This is a genomic window from Streptomyces sp. NBC_01334, from assembly GCF_035983595.1.
Classification (GTDB): Bacteria; Actinomycetota; Actinomycetes; order Streptomycetales; family Streptomycetaceae; genus Streptomyces; species Streptomyces coriariae.
Map to the genome: position 1 here is coordinate 9,597,517 of NZ_CP130718.1, position 25,007 is coordinate 9,622,523.

A 25,007-nucleotide genomic window follows, 5' to 3' on the forward strand; every position below is an offset into this window, starting at 1 on the left:
CCCCGCCCCACCGAGCCGAAAGGCGTGTCGAGACCATGGTCGCCAGCCCGGACGTGACCTTCCCTCCCGCAGAGCCCATCGCCGTCGTCGGCGTGGGGTGCCGCCTCCCCGGCGGCGTACGTGACCTCGGCTCGCTCGGCAGGATGCTCAGGTCCGGCGGCACCGTCCTCGAAGAGGTCCCCGAGGACCGCTGGGGACGGGACCTGCACGACGCCGCCGAGGAGGACGCCCCCGGCACCATCACCAATCACGTCGGCGCCTTCCTGGAGGATGTCGACCGGTTCGACGCGCCCTACTTCGGCATCACCCCCCGCGAGGCAGCCGCCATCGACCCCCAGCAGCGCCTGCTGATGGAGGTCGCCTCCGAGGCGATGGCCGACTCCGGCCGAGCCCGCCGTGACTGGCGCGGCACCCGCACCGGCGTCTACGTCGGTCTGCTCGCCAACGACTACCACCTGCTGCACGCCAAGTCACTCGGTCCGCAGGGCGTCAGCCCGCACTACATCACCGGCATGGAGTTCAGCTTCGCCGCGGGCCGGCTGGCCTACACCTTCGACCTGCGCGGCCCCGCCGTCGCGGTCAACTCGGCCTGCTCGTCATCCCTGTACGCCGTCCACCAGGCGTGCCAGAGCCTGCGCGCCGGCGACATCGACACCGCCCTCGCCGGCGGCGTAAGCCTGCTGCTCAGCCCCGAGATCAGTGTCTTCATGAGCCGGATCGGGGCGATCTCCCCGTCCGGGCGCTGCCGCCCCTTCGACGCGGAGGCCGACGGCATCGTCCGCGGCGAGGGCTGCGGCGTCGTGGTCCTCAAACGGTTGACGGACGCGCTCGCCGACGGCGACCGCGTCCACGCGGTCATCCGCGGTTCCGCCGTCAACAACGACGGCAGCAGCGTCGGCCTGACCGCCCCGAACGCCTCCGCCCAGGCCGCCGTGGTGCGGTCGGCGCTGGCAGCGGCAGGTGTGGGCACCGACGGCGTCGACTACGTCGAGGCGCACGGCACCGGCACCCCCCTCGGGGACATGATCGAACTCGGCACCCTGTCCGAGGTGTACGGAGCGGGACGCGACGACGCCCTCCCGTTGGTGGTCGGCTCGCACAAGGCGGTCTTCGGGCACACCGACGCCGCGGCCGGCATCACCGGCCTCATCAAGTCGATCTGGATCCTCGGCGCCGGACACGTTCCGGTCCAGCCCGGCATCGACGAGCTCACCCCGGCGGTCGACTGGGAGGCGGGCGGCATCGCCGTCTCGCTCGGCGGCACGGACCTGACCGCCCCCGCTCAGGAGACGGCCTCCGCGCGCCCGCTGCGCGCCGGTGTCAGCGCCTTCGGGCTCAGCGGCACCAACGTCCACCTCATCGCCGAGGCCCCGCCGCGGCAGGAGGCACCGACCGACGCGCCGGCCGACCGCCCCACCGGGAGGCCGCACGTCCTGCTCGTCTCCGCGCCCCGGCCGGAAGGACTGGTCGAACAGGTCGCCCAGATGCGGGAGCAGCTCTCCCGCGACGACGTGCCGCTCACCGACCTCGTCGCGTCCGCGGCGACCCGGCGCACCCACGAGGACCACCGGTACGCCGCCGTCGGCACCGACCGCGAGACGCTGATCGAAGCCCTGGACGCGGTCACCGGCCCCGCGGACCTCGAAGACCTGCCCGACGGCGCGTACGCGGACCGCCTGGACCCCGACGGCGAACCCGCCCCCGTCTTCGTCTACTCCGGACAGGGCAGCCAGTGGGCCGGCATGGCCGGCGACCTGTACGGCACCGACCCCGACATCACCGACACCCTCGACGAGTGCGACGCGCTGATCCGCACCGAGGCGTCCTGGTCGCTGCTCGACGAACTGCGGCGCACCGAGGACAGCGGACTCGACCGCACCGACCTCGCCCAGCCGGCCATCTTCGCCGTCCAGGTGGCGCTGACCCGCTGGCTCACCCGGCGCGGCATCACCCCGACGGCCGTCATCGGCCACAGCGTCGGCGAGATAGCCGCCGCCCACACCGCGGGCGTCCTCCAATTGCCCGACGCCGTACGGCTGATCGTCCGGCGCGGCCGGATCCTGCAGGACACCGCGGGAACCGGGCGCATGCTCGCGGTGCAGGGCGACCCCGCCACGGTCGCCGACCTCCTCGACGGCAGCGGACTCCCGGCCGTGGTCGCCGCGATCAACGGCCCCGGCTCCGTCGTCGTCGCCGGGCCCGACGACGCCGTCACCGAGGCGCAGCGCCTGCTCGAAGGACACGGTCTGCGCTGCCGCCGCACCCGCGTCGACTATCCCTTCCACAGCCCCCTCGTGGCCGAGTGCGGCCCGCGGCTGAGCGACGCACTCGCCGATCTCACCCCGGGGCGGCCCACCCTGCGCCTGCTCTCCAGCGTCGACCCCGACACCGACGCCGGTCCCCTCGACGCCGCCTACTGGGCCCGCAACATCACCGAACCCGTACGCCTGTGGCCCGCCGTCGACCGCCTGCTCGCCGAGGACGAGGCCCTCACCCTCCTGGAGATCGGCCCTCACCCGGTCCTGCTCCAGCCGCTCGTCGACGCCGCACGCCGGCGCGGTCTGCGCCGTCCCGTGCTGGGCACCCTGCGCCGCGACGAACCGGGCGCGGTGGCGCTTCACCGGACCCTGGCCCGCCTGCACGTCACCGGCACCGGCGTGGACTGGACGACGGCCACCGGCAGGCCGCACCGCTTCCGGGACCTGCCGCTGCCGTCCTGGGGCGGCGACCGGTACTGGCTGCCCGGCGTGGAGCGGGGTCACCACGAGCGGTTGCGGGACCCCGACGCACTCCCGACGGCCATGGAAGCGCCCACCGCCGCCCCGACCGGCGGGACGCCCGTCCAGGCCACCGCCGCCCCGGCCCACGAGACGTCGGGCACCGCCGCCCCGACCCGCGAGACGCCCGCCTCGGCCGCGACGACCGCACCGGCCGACATGCCCCCGCCCGCCTCCGCTGCGCGCTCCTCCGCCCGGACGGTGCACCGGATCGACGCCGTCGTCCGTGATGTGCTCGGGCTCGGTCCCGACCAGCCGCTGCCTCGCCGGCGCGGCCTGTTCGAGCAGGGGCTGGACTCCCTGACCGCGGTCACCCTCGGCAAGCGGCTCGAAGAGGCCTTCGCCGTACGGCTCCCGTCCACGGTCGTCTTCGAGCACCCGTCCATCCAGGCTCTGGCCACCCACCTCGCGGAAGTGACAGCGGCCGAACCCGCGCGGCACCTGGCGCCCGAGGAGACACCCGCACCGGCGGCGGCGAGCGCGGACGACGACGCCGTCGCGGTGATCGGCATGTCCTGCCGCCTGCCGGGAGCGTCCTCGCCCGAGGAGTTCTGGTCCCTGCTGACCGAGGGCCGGGATGCGGTGGCGGCCCCGCCGCCCGGGCGGCGGGACGACCCGATCTGGGACGAGGCCGGACCCGATGTCCCCACCGACGGCGGTTACCTGGCCGACGTCTCCGGGTTCGACGCCGCGTTCTTCCACATCTCCCCCCGCGAGGCGGCCTCGCTCGACCCGCAGCAGCGGCTCACCCTGGAGGTGGCCTGGGAGGCGCTGGAGGACTCCGGCTATCCCGCGGCCGCCCTGCTGGAGCGTCAGGCGGGCGTGTACGTCGGTCTCAACACGGCCGACTACCACGAACTGCTCACCCGCGACATGGGCAACATCGACCTCTACTACGGCACCGGCAACACCTTCGCCGCCTCCGCCGGCCGACTGTCGTACTTCCTCGGGCTGCACGGGCCCAGCCTCGCCGTGGACACCGCCTGCTCGGCGTCCCTGACCGCCGTACACCTCGCCTGCCAGGGACTGCGGGCCGGCGACTGCGAGATCGCCCTCGTCGGCGGTGCCAACGTCATCGTCTCCCCGACGGTGTCCGTGGCCATGTCCGCGGGCGGGGCCCTCGCCCCCGACGGCCGCTGCAAGACCTTCGACGAGGCCGCCGACGGTTACGGCCGCGGCGAGGGCGCCGTCGTGCTCATCCTCAAACCGCTGGCCGCGGCGCGCCGCGACGGCGACCGCGTCTACGCCCTGCTGCGCGGCAGCGCCGTCAACCAGGACGGGGACAGCGGCGGATTCACGGTGCCGAGCGCGTCCGCGCAGTCCGCCTTGATCCGTCAGGCACTGGACCGGGCCGGCTGGGAGCCCCGCGAGGTCGACTACGTGGAGGCCCACGGCACCGGCACCCCGCTGGGCGACCCCATCGAGATACACGGCCTGGCCGACGCCCTCGGCTCCGGCCGCGACCCTGGCGACCCGCTGCTCGTCGGCTCGGCCAAGGCGAACATCGGACACCTGGAGGCGGCCGCCGGTATCACCGGACTGCTCAAGGTCGTGCTTTCCGTGCACCACGGTGAGATACCGCCCCACCTCATCGACCGCCCCTCCAGCCGCATCGACTGGGACTCCCTGCCCGTCCGGCTCATCACCGGCCGTTCCCCCTGGCCCGACCGGGGCCGGCCGCGCCGGGCCGGCGTCTCCTCCTTCGGCTTCAGCGGCAGCAACGCCCACGTCCTCGTCGAACAGGCGCCCCGCACCGCCGACGCCCCGCACGCCGCCGAGCCCGCCGACCCGCCCCTCGCGCTGCTGCCCTGGGTGGTCTCCGCCCGTGGCACGGCCGCCCTGCGCGGACAGGCCGCCCGGCTGGCCGAGTTCGTCGCCGCCCGCCCCGACCTCGACCCCGTGGACGCCACGTACTCACTGGCCACCACCCGGTCTCTGCTGGAGCACCGAGCGGTGGTCCTCGCCAGGCCCGGCGACCAGGACACCGTACGTACCGCCCTCACCGCGCTCGCCGACGGCGGCAGCGCCGACGACGTGATCAGCGCCGGCGCCTCGGGGGAGGGGCTCACCGCGTTCCTGTTCAGCGGACAGGGCAGCCAACGGGTCGGAATGGGACGGCAGTTGTACGACCGCTTCCCCGTGTTCGCCGCTGCCCTCGACGAGGCCCTGGCCCAGCTGGACCGCGACGGGAACGGCCTCCTGCGCGACATCCTGTTCGCCGAGCCGGACACGGACGCGGCTCGGCTGCTCGACCGGACCGAGTACACCCAGAGCGCGCTGTTCGCCGTGGAGAGCGCCTTGTTCCGGCTTCTGGGCAGCTGGGGCCTCGAACCCGACTACCTGATGGGCCACTCGATCGGCGAACTGGCCGCGGCCCACGCCGCCGGCGTCCTCTCGCTGAGCGACGCGGCCAGGCTGGTGACGGCCCGCGGCCGGCTGATGCAGGCCCTGCCCGAAGGCGGCGCCATGATCGCCGTCGCCGCACCGGAGGCCGAGGTCGCCGACGCCCTCGCCGCGTCCGGCCACCGCGACCGGCTCGACATCGCCGCAGTCAACGGACGCGCCTCCACCGTGCTCTCCGGCGACGAGGAAGCGGCGGCCGAGGTGGCCGCCGCACTCGCCACGCGCGGCCACAAGACCAAGCGCCTGCGCGTCAGCCACGCCTTCCACTCGCCGCACATGGACGCCATGCTCGACGACTTCCGGGAGGTCGCCGAGAGCGTCACCTACCACGCGCCGCACCTGCCCGTGATCTCCAACGTCACCGGCCGGCTCGCCGAGCCCGGCGAACTGTGCTCACCGGACTACTGGGTACGGCACGTCAGGGCCGCGGTCCGCTTCGCCGACGGCGTTCGTGAACTGGACCGCCTCGGCGTGACCGCCTTCCTCGAACTGGGCCCGGACGGGGTCCTCGCCGCCCTGAGCGAGGAGTTCCTCGACGAGCGGCCGGAGGCGGTCGCCGTCCCGCTGCTGCGCAAGGATCGCCCCGAGGACGAGGCGATCATCACCGCCGTGGCCACCGCCTTCGTCCACGGCGTGGAAGTGAACTGGCAGGCCCTGCTGCCTCGCGGCCGACGCGTCCCCCTTCCCACGTACGCCTTCCAGCGGCGCCGCCACTGGCTCCCGCGCCCCGAGGCCTCCACGGCTGCCCGCCCCGGGCCCGACCGGCCCGAGGCCCGCTTCTGGGCGGCGGTCGACCAGGGCGACCGCACGGAACTCGCCCGCGCCCTCGGCCTGCCCGAGGACTGCCCGACCCCGCTGGACGACCTGCTGCCGACCCTGTCCGCCTGGCGGCAGGGCAACCGGGAACGATCCGTCCTGGACTCGTGGCGCTACCGGGTCGTCTGGCGGCCCGCCCCCGACACAGAACCGGCGGCGATCACCGGCACCTGGCTCGTTCTCACCTCCACCCACACCGCCGACCACCCGTGGACCCGGCACGCCGTCGACGCCCTCGCCGGCCGCGGCGCCCACGTCGTCCACCTCCCCGTGGACCCGGCGCGCACCGACCGCACGGCACTCGCCGACCTGCTGACCCGGGCCACCGGCGACCGGCCGGAGCAGGGCGGTGTGCTCTCCCTGCTCGCCCTCGACGAGACCCCGCACCCCGAACACCCCGACCTCGCGGCAGGCGTCACCGCCACGCTCACCCTCGCGCAGGCCCTGGGCGACGCCGACATCGACCTGCCCCTGTGGTGCGTCACCCAGGGCGCCGTCACCGTCGCCGGCACCGACGTGGTCCGGCGCCCCGAACAGGCTCAGATCTGGGGCCTGGGCCGCGTCGTCGGCCTGGAACACCCACACCGCTGGGGCGGTCTCGTCGACCTCCCCGAACAGCCCGACACGCACGCCGTGCGCCACCTGTGCGCCGCACTCGGCGCCCGTGGCACCGAGGACCAACTGGCGGTGCGCGCCACCGGCACCCTGGTACGACGCCTGGTGCGCGCCCCCCTCGCCGACACCCCCGCACCACGACCGTGGCAGCCCCGCGGCACCGTGCTCGTCGTCGGCGGCACCGGAGCCCTCGGCGGCCACCTCGCCCACTGGCTCGCCGACCACGGCGCCGAACGCCTCGTCCTCACCGGCCGCCGGGGAACGGACGCCCCCGGCGCCACCGAACTGCGCGCCGAACTCGAGGCCAAGGGAGTTCTCGTCACCATCGCCGCCTGCGACGCCGCGGACCGCGAGGCACTTGCCACCTTGATCGAACGGCTGCGCGCGGACGGACCGCCCCTGCGCGCCGTCCTGCACACCGCCGTCGTCGCCGACGTCGGCCCGCTCACCGAGACGACCGTCGACCGCTACGCACAGGCCGTACGCGCCAAGGTCGTCGGCGGACGCAACCTCGACGAACTCCTCGACACCGACGAACTCGACGCGTTCGTCCTGTTCTCCTCCATCGCGGGCGTGTGGGGCAGCGGCGACGAAGGCCCCTACGCGGCCGCCAACGCCTACCTCGACGCGCTCGCCGAACGCCGTCGAGCGGGCGGCCTGCCCGCCACCTCCGTCGCCTGGGGCATCTGGGACGCCTTCAACGACCGCGGCGAGGACACGTCCATGCGCGAGCTGCTCACCCGGCGCTCGATCCGCCAGGGCCTGCCCCGCCTCGACCCGCGCCTCGCTTTCCAGGCCCTGCGGCAGACACTCGACCACGACGAGACGGCCGTCGTCGTCAGCGATGTCACCTGGGAACGCTTCGCCGCCCTGTTCACCCTGGCCCGCCCGCGCCCCCTGCTCGACGAGATCCCCGAGGCACGCCTCGTCACCGCCGACGAAGGCCCCGACCCCTCGGACACCGGCACGGACGACGGCCCCGAGCTGACCCGTCGCCTCGCCGGCCTCCCGGAAGCCGGTCAGGAACGCCTCCTCCTCGACCTGGTGTGCACACAGGCGGCCTCCGTGCTCGGTCACGGCAGCACCGAGGACCTCGACACCGAACGTCCCTTCCGCGACCTCGGTTTCGACTCCCTGACCGCCGTCGAACTGCGCCGCCGCCTCAACCAGGCAACCGGCCTGCGCCTGCCGCCCTCCCTCGTCTTCGACCACCCCAGCCCGGTCGCCCTCGCCCGCCACCTGCGGACCGAACTCACGGCCGGACAGCCTCACCAGGACGAGCGACCGATGTTGCCTGCGGCCACGGCAGAGCCGCGCGACCAGGACGACGACCCCATCGCGATCGTCGGAATGGCCTGCCGTCTGCCCGGTGCCATCCGCTCTCCGGAAGACCTGTGGCAGACCGTCGCCGACGGCCGTGACATCGTCGCCGGACTGCCCACCGACCGCGGCTGGGACCTCGAGCGGCTCTACGACGCCGACATGGACGCCCCCGGCAAGAGCTACGTGCGGCACGGCGCGTTCCTCGAGGACGCCGGCGACTTCGACGCCGACTTCTTCGGCATCGCACCGCGCGAAGCCCTCGCCATGGACCCCCAGCAGCGTCTGCTCCTGGAGACCGCCTGGGAGGCCATGGAACGCGCCGGAGTGACCCCGGCCTCCCTGCGCGGCACCCAGGTCGGCGTCTTCGTCGGTGCGGGCGCCGACGGATACGCCACCGCCGAGAACCGCGTTCCGGAAGAGGCCGAGGGCTTCGCCGTCACGGGCAGCGCCGGAAGCGTCATGTCCGGCCGCATCGCCTACACCTTCGGCCTCGAAGGCCCCGCGGTGACCGTCGACACGGCCTGCTCGTCCTCCCTGGTGGCCCTCCACCTCGCGAGCCAGGCCCTGCGCGGCGGCGAGTGCTCCATGACCCTCGCCGGCGGTGTCTCCCTGCTCGCCAGCCCCAAGGGCCTCGTCGAGTTCAGCCGCCTGCGTGCGCTGGCGCCGGACGGCCGGTCGAAGGCGTTCTCGGCGGCGGCCGACGGTACCGGCTGGGGTGAGGGTGTGGGCATGCTGCTGCTGGAGCGACTGTCCGACGCCCGGCGCAACGGACACCAGGTCCTGGCCGTCGTGCGCGGCTCGGCGGTCAACCAGGACGGCGCGAGCAACGGCCTCACCGCCCCGAACGGTCCGTCCCAACAGCGCGTCATCCGGGCCGCGTTGGCCAACGCGGGCCTGACCACGAGTGACGTCGACGCCGTCGAGGCCCATGGCACGGGTACGGCCTTGGGCGACCCGATCGAGGCCCAGGCACTGCTCGCCACCTACGGCCAAGGGCGCCCCGCGGGCAGGCCGTTGCTGCTCGGCTCGATCAAGTCGAACGTCGCCCACCCCCAGGCCGCGGCCGGTGTCACCGGTGTCATCAAGATGGTGATGGCGCTGCGCAACGAGATGCTGCCCAGGACGCTGCACGCCGATGAGCCGTCGCCGCACGTCGACTGGTCCGCGGGCGCCGTGGAGTTGCTGACCGAGGCCCGCGAGTGGCCGGAGGTCGAGCGCCCCTGGCGGGCCGGTGTGTCCTCGTTCGGGATGAGCGGAACCAATGCCCACGTGATCGTGGAGCAGGCGCCCGAGTCCTCCGTCGAGGCGGTGGGTGAGCGGGCTCCGGTCGGGGTGGTGCCGTGGGTGGTGTCGGCGCGGAGCGGTGAAGGGCTGGCCGGCCAGGCGGAGCGGCTGCTCGAACTCATCGGCAGGCGACCGGAGCTGGATCCGATCGATGTCGGGTTCTCGCTGGCGGTGTCGCGCTCGGTGCTGGAGCGGCGGGCGGTGGTCCTGGGCCGGAGCCGGGAGGACCTGACGGCGGGTTTGGTGTCGTTGGTCTCCGGTGGACCGAGTGCGGGTGTGGTGTCGGGTGTGGGTGATGTGCGGGGTCGGGTGGTGTTTGTTTTCCCTGGTCAGGGGTCGCAGTGGGTGGGTATGGCGGTGGAGTTGTTGGAGTCGTCGGTGGTGTTCGGGGAGGTGTTTGCGGAGTGTGATCGGGTGTTGGGTGCGTTGACGGGTTGGTCGGTGGTGGATGTGGTGCGGGGGGTGGTGGGGGCGCCGTCGTTGGAGCGTATTGAGGTGTTGCAGCCGGTGTTGTTCGCGGTGCAGGTGTCGTTGGCGCAGTTGTGGCGGTCGGTGGGGGTGGAGCCGGCTGCGGTGGTGGGGCATTCGCAGGGTGAGGTGGCGGCTGCGTATGTGGCGGGTGGTCTGTCGTTGGAGGATGCGGCGCGGGTGGTGGTGCGGCGCAGTGCGTTGTTCGCGGAGGAGTTGGTGGGTCGGGGTGCGGTGGCGTCGGTGGCGTTGGGTGCGGGTGAGGTGGAGGAGTGGTTGGTGGGTTGGGGTGGGCGGTTGAGTGTGGCGGGGCGTAATGGTCCGGGTGCGGTGACGGTGGCGGGTGAGGTGGCTGCGTTGGAGGAGTTCGTGGCTGCGTGCCGGGGTGAGGGGGTGCGGGCGCGGTTGTTGGGTTCGACGGTGGCGTCGCATTCGGTTCAGGTGGATGTGTTGCGTGAGCGGATTCTGGAGTTGTTCGCGGATATCGCTCCGTGTGTTTCGCGGGTGCCGATGTATTCGACGGTGACGGGGCGGGTGATCGATACCGGGGGGCTGGATGCGCGGTACTGGTTCGAGAACGCGCGTCGGCCGGTTGATTACGAGGGTGCGGTGCGGGCGTTGGTGGCGGACGGTTTTCGGTTCTTCGTGGAGTCGAGTGCGCATCCGGTTTTGACGGTGGGTACGCAGGCGACGTGTGAGGACGTGGGTGTGGAGGTCGTGGCGGTGGGTTCGCTGCGGCGTGGTGAGGGGGGCATGGGCCGTTTCGTGGCGTCGGTGGCGGAGGCGTTCACGCGTGGTCTGGTGGTCGACTGGGCGGGGCTGCTGGCGGGCGGGCGGCGGGTCGAGCTGCCGACGTATGCCTTCCAACGACAGCGCTTCTGGCTGGAGGACGCGTCGGTCGCCGCAGGCGATCCGCATGCCCTGGGGCTCGCGGTGGCCGAGCATCCCCTGCTGGGCGCCGCGGTGCGGTTGGCCGACGACGAGGGTGTGGTACTGACGGGTCGGGTCTCTTTGCGGACGCATCCGTGGCTTGCGGATCACGCGGTGGCGGGGACGGTTCTGCTGCCGGGCACGGCGTTCGTCGAGCTGGCGATCCGGGCCGGTGACGAGGTCGACTGCGGACGCCTCGAGGAACTCACCCTGGAATCACCCCTGGTGGTGCCCGCGGAGGGAACGGTCTCGATCCAGGTGCGCGTCGGCCCCGAGGACGAGTCCGGGCTGCGGCCGGTCAGCGTGCACTCGCTCACGGGGGACGGTCAGGACTGGGTCCGTCATGCCGAGGGTGTACTCGCCGCCGACGACACCGCCGAAGCGTTCGATCTCGCGGTGTGGCCCCCGGTCGACGCCGCGCCGGTCCCGCTGGAGGGCTTCTACGACGGCCTGACCGCGGCCGGATACGGCTACGGGCCGGTCTTCCAGGGCCTGCGGGCGGCCTGGCGGCGCGGCGACGAACTCTTCGCCGAGGTGAGCCTCCCCGACGGCGTGGCGGACGGTGCGGCCGGCTTCGGCCTCCACCCGGCCCTGCTGGACGCGGCTCTCCATGTCGGGCTCACGGACGCGGAACAGGCCGGCCGGGTGCGGTTGCCGTTCGTGTGGAGCGGGGTGTCGCTGTTCGCCCAGGGCGCTTCCAGCGTGCGCGTGCGGCTGGTGCCCACGGGCGAGGACTCGGTCTCCGTACAGGTCGCCGACGTCGAAGGCGCTCCGGTCGCGTCCGCCGACGCCGTCGTCACCCGCCTTGCGGCCCCGGGGCAGTTCAGGCACCCGTCCGGCGGGGAACAGGACTCGCTCTTCAGGATCGACTGGACACCGCTGAAGCCGGGCGACGAGGTGTCCCCGGACCGGTGGACGGTACTGGACGAGGGCGCCGCGGGAACGGACGCCGAGAGCCTCCCGGAATTCGTGGTCCTCCCCTGTGGGACGGGTCCCTCCAGGCCCGCCTCCGGCGCGAGCGACGGTCTTGCGCACGCGGTACGTGACGCCACCGCCGAGATGCTGACGTTTCTCCAGAAGTGGCTCTCCGAAGAGCGGTTCACCGACGCACGCCTGGTCGTGGTGACCCGGGGAGCGCTGGGCGCGACCCCCGGCGATGCCGTACCGGATCTGGCGCATGCCCCGGTGTGGGGTCTGGTGCGGTCGGCGCAGACCGAGAACCCGGGTCGGTTCGTGCTCGTGGACCTCGAAGCGGGTACTGACGCGGACGCCACCCTGGCCGAGGTGCTGCCCAGGGTGCTGGGTTCCGGAGAACCGCAGGTGGTGGTGCGTGCGGGGCGCGTGCTGGCGGCGCGGCTGACGCGGTCGACGACTGCGCGGGCCTCGACAGACGGTGCGCTGGTGCCGCCGGTCGGCACTTCCTGGCGACTGGACGTGACGACCCCGGGCACACTGGAGAACCTGACGCTGGTGCCCTGCACACCGGAGCCGCTGGGTCCGCTCGACGTGCGGATCGCCGTACGCGCCGCCGGCCTCAACTTCCGTGACGTGCTGATCGCTCTCGGCATGTACCCGGACCCCGGCGCGATGGGCGGCGAGGCGGCCGGTGTGGTGACGGAGGTCGGTTGCGAGGTCACCGGCCTGGAACCGGGGGACCGCGTGATGGGCATCGTCCCGCTGTCCTTCGGGCCGGACGCCGTCACCGACTCCCGGACCATGGTGCGCATCCCCGAGGGCTGGACCTTCGAGCAGGCCGCGTCGGTCCCGGTCGCCTTCGTCACCGCCTACTACGGGTTGGTGGACCTGGCCGGGGTGCGGGCGGGCGAGTCGGTGCTGGTGCACGCGGCGGCGGGCGGTGTCGGGATGGCCGCCGTGCAGCTCGCCCGGCATCTGGGCGCGGAGGTCTTCGGTACGGCGAGTCCGGCGAAGTGGGACACGCTGCGAGCCGGTGGTCTCGACGCCGAACACATCGCGTCGTCCCGGGCGCTCGACTTCGAGGATGCGTTCCGCACGGCCACGGCCGGGCGCGGCGTGGACGTCGTATTGAACAGCCTGGCCGGTGAGTTCGTCGACGCGTCGCTGCGGCTGCTGCCCCGTGGCGGACGGTTCATCGAGATGGGCAAGGCCGACATCCGGGACGCGGATCAGGTGGCAGCCCAGCACGTCGGCGTCGCCTACCGCTTCTACGAGATGATGGAGGCGGGCCCGCAACGCACGCAGGAGATCCTCCGCGAGATCGTGGCGCTCTTCGAGCGCGGGGTGTTGACGCATCTGCCGGTGACGGCGTGGGACGTGCGGCGGGCGGCGGAGGCCTTCCGGTTCGTCAGTCAGGCCCGGCACGTCGGCAAGAACGTGCTGACGATGCCGCCCGTGTGGGACCCGGACGGCACCGTGTTGATCACCGGCGGCACGGGCGCGCTGGGCGCGTTGGTGGCCCGGCACGTGGTGGCCGAACACGGCATACGGCACCTGCTGCTGGCCGGCCGGAGGGGCGTGGAGGCGCCCGGCGCACGGGAGCTGCTGACCGAACTGGAAGCGGCCGGCGCTGATGTGTCGGTCGTCGCGTGTGACGTGGCCGACCGGGACGCGGTGGCCGAACTGGTCGCCAAGGTGCCGTCCGAACACCCCCTGACCGCGGTCGTCCACACCGCGGGCGTCCTGGCGGACGGCACGATCCCCGCACTGGACCCGGAGCGCGTCGACACCGTGATGCGGCCGAAGATCGATGCCGTGCTCAACCTGCACGAGGCGACCAGGGACCTGGACCTCGCCGGATTCATCCTGTTCTCCTCGGCCTCCGGTGCCCTCGGCAGCCCGGGCCAGGGCAACTACGCGGCAGCCAACTCCTTCCTGGACGCCTTCGCCCACCATCGGAGGGCCCAGGGCCTGCCCGCCCTCTCGCTCGCCTGGGGCCTGTGGGCCGAAGCCAGCGGTATGACCGGGGAGTTCAAGGGCGACGACGTCGCACGGATCTCCCGCTCCGGGCTCGCCCCGATCACCAACGCACAGGGCATGGCGCTGCTCGACGCCTCACTCACCGTGGACGAGGCACTGCTCGTTCCCGTCCGGCTCGACCCTGCCGGACTGCGCGCGCAGGCCGGCGCGGGCACCGTGCCCTCGCTGCTCCGAGGCCTCGTGCGCACACCAGGGCGTCGCGTCGCCAACAGCAACGCCGGCCGAAACTCCGGCCAGGAGGTATCGGTCCTGCTCCAGCGCCTCGTACAGCTCTCCCACGACGACCGGACGCGCGCCCTCCTGGACCTGGTACGCAGCCACGCGGCAACCACGCTGGGCCACGCCAAGCCCGACGCCGTAGAAGCCGAACGGGGCTTCCTCGACCTGGGCTTCGACTCCCTGACCGCGGTGGAACTGCGCAACCGCCTCAACACGGCGGTCGGGTTGCGCCTCCCCGCGACCCTCATCTTCGACTATCCGACCCCCGCCGCCCTCGCTCACCACCTGCGCACGGAACTCGTTCCCGACGAGGCCGACGCAACCGGCGACGTCCGGCGCTTCGACTCGGACAGCGGAGCGGGCGACGGAAGCCCGGGCGCGGAGGAGACGACCCTCGCCGTCGACGACATGGACATCGCCGACCTGATCCGCCTGGCACACGGCGAACTCGACACCACCGAACAGCAACAGGCCGATGCATCCCGACAGTTCGAAGCACCCGGGCACAACGGCGGGCCGGGACAATCCGAAGGGCAGAGCTCGTGACTGACGCGTCGACCGACAAGGTTGTTGGAGCCCTCCGGGCGTCGTTGAAGGAGACCGAACGGCTCCGGCTGCAGAACCAGAAGCTGGAGGACGCGGCCCGGGAGCCCATCGCCATCGTCGGGATGGCCTGCCGCTACGCGGGCGGTGTCCGTTCCCCCGAGGACCTGTGGCGACTCGTCGACGAGGGACGGGACGCGGTCTCCGGCGTGCCCGAGGACCGCGGCTGGGACATGGACACCCTCTACGACCCCGACCCGGACGCGCCCGGGAGGACCTACGTCCGCGAGGGCGGATTCCTGCGCGACGCCGGGGACTTCGACGCGGACTTCTTCGCCGTCCCCCCGCGCGAGGCACTCGCCATGGACCCCCAGCAGCGGCTCCTGCTGGAGACCTCCTGGGAAGCGATCGAGCGAGCCGGCATCACCCCCAGGTCACTGCGCGGCAAACACGTCGGCGTCTACTACGGCACCGGCTGGTCCGACTACGTGACCCGGCTGCACCAGCCCCCCGAGGAGGTCGAGGGGTACTTCGTCACCGGCAGCACCCACAGCGTCATCGCGGGCCGTATCTCCTATGTCTTCGGACTCGAGGGCCCCGCTGTCACCGTGGACACGGCGTGCTCGTCGTCCCTGGTCTCCCTCCACCTCGCAGGCCAGGCGCTGCGCGCGGGCGAATGCTCACTCGCCCTCGCGGGTGGTGTGACCGTGATGGCCAGCCCCAAGGTCTTCACCGAGTTCAGCCGCCTGCGCGGACTCGCCAAGGACGGTCGCTGCAAGGCCTTTTCGGCATCCGCCGACGGCTTCGGCCCCGCCGAGGGGGTCGGCGTACTCCTGCTGGAGCGGCTGTCGGACGCGCGGCGCAACGGGCACGAGGTGCTGGCGGTACTGCGGGGCAGCGCCGTCAACCAGGACGGCGCCAGCAGCGGACTCACGGCCCCGAACGGTCCTTCCCAACAGCGGGTGATCCGCGCCGCGTTGACCAACGCTCGGCTGAACCCGGAAGACGTCGACGTCGTGGAGGCCCACGGCACCGGCACGCCGTTGGGCGACCCGATCGAGGCGCAGGCGCTGCTGGCCACGTATGGCCAAGGGCGCCCGGAGGGGCGTCCGTTGTGGCTCGGCTCGGTGAAGTCGAACATCGCGCACACGCAGGCGGCGGCGGGTGTCGCCGGTGTGATCAAGATGGTCCAGGCGATGCGGCACGGAGTACTGCCGAAGACGCTGCATGTCGATGAGGCGTCGCCGCATGTGAACTGGTCGGCGGGTGCGGTGGAGTTGCTGGCCGAGGCGCGGGAGTGGCCGGAGGTGGGGCGTCCGCGGCGGGCGGGTGTGTCGTCGTTCGGGATCAGCGGGACGAACGCGCACGTGATCGTGGAGCAGGCGCCCGAGTCCTCCGTCGAGGCGGTTGCCGGGTCCGGTGTCCGTGTCCCGGTACCGGTGGTGCCGTGGGTGGTGTCGGCCCGCACGGCCGAGGGGCTGGTCGGGCAGGCCGAGCGGTTGGCTGCGTTCGTCGAGGATCGGCCGGAGTCGGACCCGGTCGATGTGGGGTTCTCGCTGGTTGCGTCGCGGTCAGTGTGGGAGCACCGGGCGGTGGTGTTGGGCCGGCGCCGGGACGAGCTGCTGGAGGGGTTGCGGGCGTTGCCGGTGCGGGGTGTGGCCGGTGAGGGCGTGCGGGTGGCGTTCGGGTTCTCGGGGCAGGGGGCGCAGCGGGTCGGGATGGGCGCTGAACTTGCTTCCGCCTATCCGGTGTTCGCGGAGGCGTTGGAGGAGGTCGGGGGTGCGTTGGGGCTGGATCCGGGCGTGTTCGGGGACGGCGAGCGGTTGGGGCGGACGGAGGTGACGCAGGCTGCCCTGTTCGCTTTTGAGGTGGCGGTGGTGCGGCTGTTGGAGAGTTTCGGGGTGCGGCCTGATGTGTTGATCGGGCATTCGATCGGGGAGATCGCTGCGGCTCATGTGGCGGGGGTGTTCTCGCTGGAGGATGCGGCTCGGCTCGTGGCGGCTCGGGGTCGGTTGATGCAGGCGTTGCCGGCCGGTGGCGTGATGGTCGCGGTTCAGGCGGGTGAGGGTGATGTCCTTTCCGCTCTTGAGGGGTTCGCCGATCGTGTGGCGATTGCCGCGGTCAATGGTCCGTCGTCGGTGGTGGTCTCCGGTGAGGCGGAGGCTGTGGAGCAGGTGATTTCGCGGCTGGGGGAGGTGAAGTCCCGGCGCCTGCGGGTCAGTCATGCGTTCCATTCGCCGTTGATGGAGCCGATGCTGGAGGACTTCCGGCGGGTTGCCGGGCAGATCACCTTCCATGAGCCGCGGCTGCCGGTGGTCTCGAACGTGTCAGGCCGACTTGCCGAGCCGGGTGAGCTGACTGCGTCTGAGTACTGGGTGCGGCATGTGCGCGAGGCGGTCCGTTTCGGTGACGGCGTCACCGCGCTGGCCGCTGACGGTGTCGGCGTGCTGGTGGAGGTCGGCCCGGACAGCGTCCTGACCGCCCTGGCCCAGGAGTCCCTCGACGGCGACGACGGCCTGCGGGCGGTCCCGCTCCTGCGCAAGGACCGTCCCGAACCGGAGACACTGCTGACCGGCGTGGCGCAGGCTTTCACGCACGGTGTCCACGTCGACTGGCCCGCCCTGCTCCCCGGCGGGCGCCGCGTGGAACTGCCCACCTACGCCTTCCAGCACCAGCGCTACTGGCTGGAAGAGCACAGCTCCTGGGTGGGCGACGCCGACTCGCTCGGGCTGGCATCCACCGAGCATCCGTTGCTGGGTGCGGCGGTGCGGCTGGCCGACGGACAGGGTGTGGTGCTGACGGGGCGTCTGTCGCTGCGCTCGCATCCGTGGTTGGCGGACCATGCGGTGGCCGGGACGGTGCTGTTGCCGGGTACGGGCTTCGTGGAGCTGGCGATCCGGGCCGGGGACGAGGTGGGCTGCGGACGCCTGGAGGAACTCACCCTCGAAGCGCCGTTCGTGGTTCCCGACAGGACGGGTGTGTCGGTGCAGGTCCGCGTTGGGCCCGAAGCGGACGGCGGGCGGCGGCAGTTGACGGTGCACTCGCTGGCAGCCGAGGGCGAGGAGTGGGTGCGGCACGCCAGCGGTGTGCTCACGGCCGACTCGGCCGATACGTCGGTGGAGGCGTTCGACCTGACGGCCTGGCCCCCCGTCGACGCCGAGCCCGTCGACCTCGACGGCTTCTACGACGCACTCGCCTCCTCGGGCTACACCTACGGCCCCGCCTTCCAGGGCCTCAGGGCCGCCTGGCGACGCGGCGACGAGATCTTCGCCGAGGTGAGCCTGCCCGAGCAGGAGGTCGACGGCGCGTCCGCCTTCGGGATCCATCCAGCTCTGCTGGATGCCGCTCTGCATGCGACGGTGGCGACCGACGGAGAGGATGACGGCGGGCAGGTTCGGCTGCCGTTCGCCTGGACCGGGGTCTCCCTGTTCGCCGCGGGTGCGACGACCGTTCGCGTACGGCTGGCGTACACCGGTGCCGACACCGCCGGTCTTCAGTTGGCGGACCCGGAGGGCCGTCCGGTCGCGTCCGTCGACGCTCTGGTGTCCCGCCCGGTGTCGAAGGAACAGCTGAGGCAGTCGGGCGGCGGCGAGCAGGACGCGCTGTACGGCGTGGACTGGGTGCCCGCCGCGACGCCGACCGCGACGGCCGCGCCCGAGTTCGACGTGCTGGTGTGCACGTCGGCGTCGGAGCTCGTGGACGAGGACGTTCCGGAGCTCGTGCGGGAGGCCACGGCCGACGTACTGCGGGCGCTCCAGGCGGCGTTGGCCGATGAGTCGCCGGACCCGTCGCGGCTCGTCGTGGTCACCCGGGGCGCGGTGAGCACCGGGGAGGACGACGACGTACGCGATCCGGCGCACGCGTCGGTGTGGGGGCTGGTGCGTTCCGCGCAGGCGGAACACCCCGGCCGGTTCGTCCTGGTGGACGTCGACGTCCACCAGGACCAGGACGAGGACGAAGGCGACGGATGGGATGCACTCCTGCCCGCCGCGTTGGCGACCGGTGAACCCCAGATCGCGGTGCGCGATGGAGCCCTGCTCGTACCGCGGCTGGTACGTACGTCGGCCGCCGTCCCCGATGCCGGTCTCGAGGACCGTGGTGGGGACCCCGACGGCACGGTTCTGATCACCGGCGGGACAGGTTCGCTGGGTCGCGTGCTCGCGCGGCACCTGGTGGTCGAGCATGGGGTGCGCCATCTGGTGCTGGCCGGGCGGCGGGGTGCGGAGGCGCCTGGCACCGCCGAACTGGTGTCGGAACTGGCGCAGTCGGGCGCGTCGGTGTCGGCCGTGGCCTGCGACGTGACCGATCGGGCCGCGCTGGACGCACTGCTGGCAGGGATACCGGCGGAGCATCCGTTGACGGCGGTCGTCCACCTGGCGGGAGTCCTGGACGACGGGACGATCACGGCGCTGACCCCGGAGCGGCTGGATGCCGTACTGCGGCCGAAGGTCGACGCGGCTGTCAACCTGCACCTCGCGACACGGGATTCGGACCTTCGTGCGTTCGTCCTCTTCTCCTCCGTGGCGGGCGTCTTCGGCGGGCCGGGGCAAGGCAACTACGCCGCCGCCAACGCGTTCCTCGACGCGCTCGCCCAGCACCGGCGGGCGGCCGGTCTGCCGGCCGTGTCCCTGGCCTGGGGCCTGTGGGAGCAGGACGGCGGGATGACGGGGCGCTTGGAGGAGGGCGACCGGGCACGCATCGCGCGGTCCGGCCTCGCACCTCTGTCCTCGGCACAGGGGATGGCACTGTTCGACGCGGCGCCCGGCCGGAACAGGGCACTGCTGGCACCCGTCCGCCTGGACATGGCCGCGCTCCGGGCGCAGGCGGCCTCGGGAACCCTGCCGACCCTGCTTCGCGACCTGATACGCGTTCCCACACGACGTGCCGCGACCACCACGGAGGCCGGTGGGCCGGCCGCCGCTCTGCTCCAGCGGCTGGCCGGCCTCACCGAACCCGAGCAGGAACGCGCACTCCTGGACCTCGTACGCACCCACGCCGCCGGAGCGCTCGGTCACCCGAAGCCGGACGCGGTCGGACCGCAGCGCGGGTTTCTCGACATGGGCTTCGACTCCCTGATGGCGGTGGAACTGCGCAACCGGCTCAACGCCGCCGTCGACCTTCGCCTGCCCTCGACCCTGATCTTCGATCACCCGACCCCGCTCGCGCTCGCCCGCTACCTGCGGACCGAGGCGGTCGGAGGCAGGCGGACGGCAGGGGAGACCCGCGCCACCACGGCCGTCGCGGCCGACGAACCGCTGGCGATCATCGGCATGGCCTGCCGCCTGCCCGGGGACATCGACTCGCCCGAGGCGCTGTGGCGGCTGGTCGACGAGGGCCGGGACGTCGTCGCGGACTTCCCGCAAGACCGCGGCTGGAAGATCGGGGACCTGTACGACCCCGATCCCGACGCACCCGGCAAGAGCTACGCGCGGGAAGGCGCCTTCCTCTACGACGTCGCCGACTTCGACGCCGAACTCTTCGGTATCTCGCCCCGCGAGGCGCTGGCCATGGATCCGCAGCAACGACTGCTGCTGGAGGCGTCCTGGGAGGCCTTCGAGCGAGCCGGCCTCGATGTGGGCGGGCTGCGCGGAAGCCAGGTCGGCGTGTTCGCCGGCGCGATGCCCCCGGACTACGTGTCGCGGCTCAACAAGGTGCCCGAAGGCGTCGAGGGCTACACCATGACCGGCAGCACCTCCAGTGTCATCTCCGGCCGGGTCTCGTACGCGTTCGGCCTCGAGGGTCCCGCGGTGACGGTGGACACGGCGTGCTCGTCGTCGCTGGTGGCCCTGCACCTGGCCGGTCAGGCCCTGCGCGGCGGCGAATGCACGCTCGCCCTCGCGGGCGGCGTGACGGTGATGTCCACTCCTCAGGAGTTCATCGAACTGAGCCGCCAGCGCGGACTGGCCCGCGACGGCCGCTGCAAGTCCTTCTCCGCCGCCGCCGACGGCGTGGGCTGGGGCGAAGGCGTCGCCGTCCTCGTCCTGGAGCGGCTGTCGGACGCGCGGCGCAACGGGCACGAGGTGCTGGCGGTGATCCGGGGCAGCGCCGTGAACCAGGACGGCGCCAGCAGCGGCCTGACTGCGCCGAACGGTCCGTCCCAACAGCGCGTCATCCGGGCCGCTTTGGCCAACGCCGGCCTGTCCCCTTCGGACGTCGACGTCGTCGAGGGTCATGGAACCGGCACGCCGCTGGGGGATCCGATCGAGGCGCAGGCGTTGTTGGCGACGTACGGGCAGGAGCGGCCGGAGGGCCGTCCTTTGTGGCTGGGGTCGCTGAAGTCGAACATCGCGCACACGCAGGCGGCGGCGGGTGTCGCCGGTGTGATCAAGATGGTCCAGGCCGTGCGGCAGGGGGTGATGCCCAGGACGCTGCATGTGGATGCCCCGTCGCCGCACATCGACTGGTCCTCCGGTGCGGTGGAGCTGTTGACGGAGGCGCGGGAGTGGCCGCAGACCGACGGACGTCCGCGGCGGGCGGGTGTGTCGTCCTTCGGGATCAGTGGCACCAACGCGCACGTGATCGTGGAGCAGGTACCTGAGTCCTCCGTCGAGGCGGTTGCCGAGAGGATTCCGGTGGCAGTGGTGCCGTGGGTGGTGTCCGCCCGTACGGCCGAGGGGCTGGTCGGGCAGGCCGAACGGCTCACCCGATTCGTCGAGGAGCGGCCCGCGTCGGATCCGGTCGATGTGGGGTTCTCGCTGGTTGCGTCGCGGTCAGTGTGGGAGCACCGGGCGGTGGTGTTGGGCCGGCGCCGGGACGAGCTGCTGGAGGGGTTGCGGGCGTTGCCGGTGCGGGGTGTGGCCGGTGAGGGCGTGCGGGTGGCGTTCGGGTTCTCGGGGCAGGGGGCGCAGCGGGTCGGGATGGGTGCCGAGTTGACGGCCTCGTATCCGGTGTTCGCGGAGGCCCTGGATGAGGTGAGCGGCGCGTTGGGTCTGGATCCCGGCGTGTTCGCGGACGAGGAACGGTTGGGGCGGACGGAGGTGACGCAGGCTGCCCTGTTCGCTTTTGAGGTGGCGGTGGTGCGGCTGTTGGAGAGTTTCGGGGTGCGGCCTGATGTGTTGATCGGGCATTCGATCGGGGAGATCGCTGCGGCTCATGTGGCGGGGGTGTTCTCGCTGGAGGATGCGGCTCGGCTCGTGGCGGCTCGGGGTCGGTTGATGCAGGCGTTGCCGGCTGGTGGGGTCATGGTCGCCGTACAGGTGGGTGAGGCGGAAGTCGCGGCCGGGATCGCGGACTTGGCCGATCGTGTGGCGATTGCCGCGGTCAATGGTCCGTCGTCGGTGGTGGTCTCCGGTGAGGCGGAGGCTGTGGAGCAGGTGATTTCGCGGCTGGGGGAGGTGAAGTCCCGGCGCCTGCGGGTCAGCCACGCGTTCCATTCGCCGTTGATGGAGCCGATGCTGGAGGACTTCCGGGAGGTCGTCGAACAGATCACCTTCCATGAACCCGCTGTCCCCGTCGTCTCCAATGTGTCCGGTCGAATCGCCGAGCCGGGTGAGCTGGTCGGGTCCGACTACTGGGTCGAGCATGTTCGGGCCGCGGTCCGTTTCGGTGAGGGTGTCAGCGCACTGGCCGCTGACGGTGTCGGTGTGCTGGTGGAGGTCGGCCCGGACAGCGTCCTGACCGCGCTGGCCCAGGAGTCCCTCGACGGCGACGTCGGCCTGCGGGCGGTCCCGCTGCTGCGCAAGGACCGCCCCGAACCGGAGACACTGCTGACCGGCGTGGCGCAGGCGTTCGTGCACGGTGTCGAGGTCGACTGGTCGGCAATGCTGCCGGGCGGGCGTCCTGTCGAGTTGCCCACCTACGCCTTCCAGCGCCGGCGTTACTGGCTGGAGGACGCCGACTCCGCCGGTGGTGATCCGACGGCCTGGGGCCTGACCGGCGCGGATCATCCTCTCCTCGGTGCGGCCGTCCTCCTCGCAGGGGACCAGGGCTCGCTCCTGACGGGGCACCTGTCGGTGCGTACGCAGCCCTGGCTGGCGGATCACGCCGTGGCCGGGACGGTGTTGCTGCCGGGTACGGCCTTCGTGGAGCTGGCGATCCGGGCCGGGGACGAGGTGGGCTGCGGACGCCTGGAGGAACTCGCCCTCGAAGCACCGCTGGTGGTACCCGAGGTCGGTGGCGTCGCGGTTCAGGTTCGGGTCGGACCCGAAGAGGCGCCCGGCCGACGCCCGCTGACGGTGCACTCGCGTCCCGCTGAGGGCGAGGAGTGGGTGCGGCACGCCAGTGGGGTGCTCACGGTCGACACGGCTGACGCGTCCGAGGAGGCCTCCGACCTGACGGCCTGGCCTCCGGCCGACGCGGAACCCGTCGACCTCGACGGCTTCTACGAGCGTCTGAGCACGTCGGGTTACGGATACGGCCCCGCCTTCCAGGGCCTCCGGGCGGCCTGGAAGCGCGGCGACGAGATCTTCGCCGAAGTGACCCTGCCCGAGCAGCAGGACGTGTCGGGGTTCGGTGTTCACCCCGCGCTGCTCGACGCCGCCCTGCACGCTGTCCCGGCCACCGGTAGCGGTCACGAGGGCGTCCGGCTGCCGTTCTCCTGGAGCGGGGTGTCACTGTTCGCGGCGGGCGCCACGAACGTGCGCGTGCGGTTGGCTCCCTCGGGACCTGACGCGGTGTCCGTGGAGGTCGCCGACGCCAAGGGGCAGCCGGTGGTGTCCGTGGACGCCCTGGTCTCCCGGGCGGTTCAGGCGGATCAACTCCCACGCGACCAGCGCGCACGGGACAAGGACCGAGGCGCACTGTTCGCGTTGGAATGGACGCCCGCTCCTGTCGTGGACGCCCCGCCCGCCCGCTGGAGGCTGCTCGGCGCCGACGAACCTCGAGTGGCCCAGGAGCAAGCCGAGTTCGTCGTCCTGCCATGGACGCCCCGGGTGGACGACGATGATCTGCCAGGGGCGGTCCGTGAGGTCACCGGGAAGGTGCTCGACGCGGTGCACCAGTGGCTCTCGGACGAGGACAAGGACGAGGGCAAGGATGAACCCTCGGCCGCGTCCAGGCTGGTCGTCGTCACCCACGGGGCCGTGAGCGCCGGCGCCGACGACCCCGTACCCGACCTCGCGCACGCGGCCGTATGGGGGCTGGTGCGCTCGGCGCAGTCGGAACATCCGGGGCGGTTCGTCCTGGTCGACATCGATGAACGGGACGACTGGCAGAGCCTGTTGACCTCGGCGCTCCGCCAGGACGAGCCGCAGACGGTCGTGCGCGGCGGGACCGTACTGACACCCCGCCTGGTCGGCGTCGCACCCGAAGTGGACGGGAACTCGTCGAAGGAGTGGAGCTGGGATCCCGACGGAACCGTGGTGATCACCGGCGGAACGGGAGCCCTCGGCCGGCTGCTCGCCCGGCGGCTGGTGAAGGATCGCGGCATGCGACGGCTGGTGCTCGCCAGCCGGAGCGGTCCCGACGCCGACGGCGCGGCAGAGCTGCGGGAGGAACTGGAGAGTGAAGGGGCCTGCGTCTCGGTCGTCGCCTGCGATGTGACCGACCCGGACGCCGTGGCCGAACTGATCGCGAAGGTCCCGGAAGAGCATCCGCTGACGGCCGTCGTGCACACGGCGGGCGTTCTCGACGACGGTGTGATCGAGACGCTCACGCGGGACAGGCTCGACGCCGTACTGCGAGCCAAGACCGACGCCGCGGTGCACCTGCACCGGGCGACGCGTGATCTCCCGCTCGTCGACCTCGTCCTGTTCTCGTCCGTCGCCGGCGTACTGGGCGCCCCCGGGCAGGCCAACTACGCGGCCGCGAACACCTTCCTCGACGCGCTCGCCCAGCACCGCAGGGCGCAGGGTCTGCCCGGGGTGTCCCTGGCCTGGGGGCTGTGGGCGCAGGACGGCGGCATGGCCGGGGAGCTGGCCGGCGAGAACCTGGAGCGCGTCGCCCGCACCGGCCTGAAGCCCCTCACCCCCGAGCAGGGCCTCGACCTCTTCGAGACAGTCGTCCGTACGAGCCGTGCCACGGGCCGGGCACTCGCCATCCCGCTGCGCGTGAACACAGGAGTGCTGCGGGCGCGCGCGGACTCCGCCGGGCTGCCGGCCCTGCTGCGGGGCCTGGTACGCGGCCCGGTCAGACGTACGGCGCACTCCACCGGCGCGGTCGGTGCGACCGGCACGGAGGTGTCCCTCGCGCACCGGCTGGAAGACATCCCGGAGAGCGAGCAGGAGCGCGTCGTACTGGATCTCGTGAGCGAACACGTGGCCTCGGTGCTGGGGCACTCCTCGGTGAGCGGCATCAATCCGGAGCAGGCGTTCCAGGACCTTGGCTTCGACTCGCTCACCGCGGTCGAACTGCGCAACCGGCTCGGCGCGGCCACCGGCCTGCGGCTGCCCGCGACCGCGGTGTTCGACCATCCGTCACCGGTGGCGCTCAGCCGGTACGTGCGGGCGCGGGTCGCTCCCGCACCTGCCGATCCCACGACCCGGCTCCTCACCGACCTCGACCGGTTCGAGGCCGAACTGCTCGGGACGGCCCCGGACGACGACGACTCCGCACGGATCACGAACCGCCTGCGCGCGGTGCTCTCGAAATGGACCGAGCAGCGCCGACGCGTGGACGCGACCGACCAGGACCAGACGGACCGGAGCGCGGTGGGCGACCACCTCGCGACGGCGACCGCCGAAGAGATCTTCGACTTCATCGACCGCGGGCTCGGCCGCAAGAAGGGCGACAGCTAGA

At 72.5% G+C, this 25,007-nt stretch carries 2 protein-coding genes; both read left to right on the forward strand.

What is annotated here, in order from left to right:
- Window positions 1–35 precede the first annotated feature (35 nt).
- A complete protein-coding gene (locus OG736_RS42585; protein ID WP_327187260.1) occupies window positions 36–14,336 on the forward strand; it encodes a type I polyketide synthase in 14,301 nt (4,766 codons plus the stop codon).
- Window positions 14,333–25,006, forward strand: a complete 10,674-nt coding sequence (locus OG736_RS42590) for a type I polyketide synthase (RefSeq protein ID WP_327187261.1) — start codon at window positions 14,333–14,335, stop codon at window positions 25,004–25,006. The genes OG736_RS42585 and OG736_RS42590 overlap by 4 nt, the downstream gene beginning before the upstream one ends.
- The last annotated feature ends 1 nt before the right edge of the window (window position 25,007 follow it).